Annotated in this window: 2 protein-coding genes; both read left to right on the top strand. The window is 52.6% G+C overall.

The annotated features are described in order from the left end of the window. Window positions 1–408 (top strand): autotransporter outer membrane beta-barrel domain-containing protein (locus tag AOY24_RS23260; RefSeq protein WP_072185449.1); only part of this gene is annotated, 408 nt, incomplete at its 5' end. A 90-nt stretch (window positions 409–498) separates the two neighbouring features. Then, window positions 499–3,420 (top strand): autotransporter outer membrane beta-barrel domain-containing protein (locus AOY24_RS23255; protein WP_054177465.1); only part of this gene is annotated, 2,922 nt, incomplete at its 3' end.

The following is a 3,420-nucleotide window of genomic DNA, read 5'->3' as shown; positions in this document are numbered from 1 at the left end:
GCGCTGTACATCCAGCCTAAAGCGCAAATCACCTGGATGGACGTGCAGGCTGATACGCACGTTGAGAAAAACGGCACTCGGGTGGTGGATAAAACCGACGGCAACCTGCAAACGCGTCTTGGCGTCAAAGCCTACCTGCAAGGCCATAACGCCATGGATGACGGCAAAGACCGCACCTTCCAGCCGTTCATCGAAGCCAACTGGCTTCACAACACCCGCAGCTACAGCGTGAAGATGGATGACATCAGCAACGACGTGAAAGGCAACCGCAATATTGGCGAACTGAAAGTGGGCGTTGAAGGCCAGCTTAGCCCGCGTCTGCAACTGTGGGGCAACGTCGCCCAGCAAATTGGCGACAACGGCTACAGCGATACGCAGGGAATGTTAGGCATCAAATATAGTTTCTGATCGCCCAAACAAAAAATGTCCTGCAAAGGCCGGACATTTTTTTCTTTATTACAAATAAAAATAAGTCGTTAATCTCACGGAGAGTCATAAATGACATATATAAAATGGAAATGTCTTGTACCTGTCGTGGTGGGAAGTTCGTTTCTCGCCTCACCGTTTGTCTTATCGGCCGAGTTGGAAAATAAGACCTTCACCAGTTCGATTTCGTCTATTAGCAGCGGAACCCACACCGTTAGCCTCGGTGATGTGACCCTGGACGCCAGCGGTTACACGGGCAGCGCCAGTTACCAACGCGCGCTAATCAATACCCTGAACGGTGCAGTGAACATTAATATCAGCGACGGGAATACCCTGACACTGAGAGGTTTTAATAATAACACGACAGACGAACGTGCAACGCTGCATGCTTACAAGCGAGATACACTCAGCGGCACAATGACATTCACTGGCGGCAATATTATCGTCAGTAATGAGGTCAAAAATAGTTACGCCGATATTTACGGTTTATTTGCCGGGCCAGGTGGTAAATTTGATTTCAAAAGCGACGGCGATAATAAAGTTAATTTGACTGTACTGATGCCGCAAGCGGGATATGTCAGCACCCACCGCTGGGGGATTGGTTTGTATAACGGTGAGCTGGCCTTTGATGGTGGAAACTTTGTCATCAATGTTGACGGCGATCCGGGCGACAACTCTATCGACCGTCGCGTGGGGATGGTTCTTGCCGCAGGAAGTGATGTGGATATCAAAGCCGATCGTATTGATATCGATGCCAATGAACTGGCATTACAGTTTGCCGCAAGGGCTGGCGCGAGCACGAGTAACACTGCTTATAACGTGATTAATACTGCCAAATTTGAAGCTGACTACATCACTCTGAAAGGCAGCCAGGGTATCCTGGCGGCGCTCCCCTACGCCACTTATGGGACGAGAAATAGCATCGAATTTACGGGGCTGACGAAGATTGAAGCGCTCTCACGTGGTGATGAAAATAACCTCTTTGGTGAGGCTGGCGGTGGCCGGGCACTTGACCTGATGGCAACGGATATCACCTTCAACAGCAATGCGATCATCGTCGGCGAGAACCTGACTTACCTGGGCAACCGACCCGGTTACGAGCATGAATTCGCAGGTTGGATCGACCCGTACTGGATGCGAACCATCTCCCTGACTGACCAGTCGTCGCTTATCGCAAAAGGCGATTTTCTGCTGACCAGCAACGGTGGATATTACAACACAGGCCTTTACCTTTGGAAAAGTGAGGCGCAGTTTCAGGGTAAAACCGCTATTACTATGCAAAATGGCGTCGATACCGCACGAGCGGTTTATGCTTATGATGGCGGCAGTAACACCACAAAAGTTGAATTCCAGGATGATTTAGGCATCTCACTGTCTGATACGCACGCCAACTATGTGGCGGGTATCGAAGCCGCGGCGGGTGGTATTGTCGATGTGCAGAAAGGTCTGCTGATGACGGATAACAGCGATCCCACCTGGTCCCTGCTCTCCCGTGGAGCAAACAGCCTGATCAACGTGAATTCATTAGAAACCGGCACGGTACAGGTCATTGGCGACATTGGCGCAATTAACGATGCCACGCTCAATATGGTACTGAATAACGAAAACTCATTCCTGACGGCCACCAGCTATACCGCTACGTCTGGCTCAACCAGCAACGGTATTGTTAACCTGGATCTTTCCAACCAGGCCGTGTGGAATATGACCGGTAGCTCTCATGTCACCGACATCACCTTAGACAATGGGACTGTCAATTTCCTGCCTCCGGAAAGCAGCGGTGTGTTTAAGACTCTGACTGTAGAAGGTAATTTCTACGGCGGCGGAACACTGAAAATGAACACGACACTGGGTGGCGATGATTCTCCCACCGATAAACTTATCGTGGAAGGCGACACGTCCGGTAATACGCTGGTTGCGGTGAATAATATCGGCGGTACGGGCTCGCAAACGGTGAACGGTATTGAAATTGTCGAAGTGTATGGCGATTCCGCAGGTACTTTTGCCAAAGCCGGACGTATTGTCGCGGGGGCTTATGACTATGATGTGGTGAAAAAAGGCAGTAACTGGTATCTGACCAACACCTTCATCACTGACCCAGTGCCGGAGCCTACTCCCGATCCCGCCCCGACACCGGCCCCAACGCCACAGCCGGAAGGAGAGAAAACCTATCGCCCGGAAACCGGCAGCTATCTGGCGAACACCCTTGCCGCCAACACGCTGTTCACCACCCGGCTTCACGATCGTCTGGGTGAAACCCAGTACACCGACGCGTTAACCGGCGAACAGAAAGTCACCAGCCTGTGGATGCGCCACATCGGCGGACATAACCGCTTCAAGGACGGTTCCGGACAGATCAGCACCCAGAGCAACCGCTACGTGATGCAACTGGGCGGCGATATCGCGCAATGGAGCACCGACGGTCTGGATCGCTGGCATCTGGGTCTGATGGCCGGTTACGCCAACAGCAAGAGCCGCAGCCACTCCAGCCTGACCGGATACTCATCCCGTGGGGAGATCAGCGGCTACAGCGCCGGTCTGTACGGCACCTGGTATGCCAACGACGCCGATAAAACCGGTGCGTATGTCGATGGCTGGCTGCTCTATAACTGGTTTGACAACACCGTGTCCGGACAGGGTCTGGCGTCTGAAAAATATGACTCGGACGGCATCACCGCCTCTGTCGAAACGGGCTACACCTGGAAGCTGGCCGAATTCAGCGAGCGTAAGGCGCTGTACATCCAGCCTAAAGCGCAAATCACCTGGATGGACGTGCAGGCTGATACGCACGTTGAGAAAAACGGCACTCGGGTGGTGGATAAAACCGACGGCAACCTGCAAACGCGTCTTGGCGTCAAAGCCTATCTGCAAGGCCATAACGCCATGGATGACGGCAAAGACCGCACCTTTCAGCCGTTCGTCGAAGCCAACTGGCTTCACAACACCCGTAGCTACAGCGTGAAGATGGATGACATCAGCAACGACGTGAAAGGCAAC

It is taken from the genome of Citrobacter sp. CtB7.12, from assembly GCF_001297795.1.
Classification (GTDB): domain Bacteria; phylum Pseudomonadota; class Gammaproteobacteria; order Enterobacterales; family Enterobacteriaceae; genus Citrobacter_A; species Citrobacter_A amalonaticus.
The sequence above is the reverse complement of the archived record's forward strand: the minus strand, read 5'-3'. Positions and strand labels throughout refer to the sequence as shown.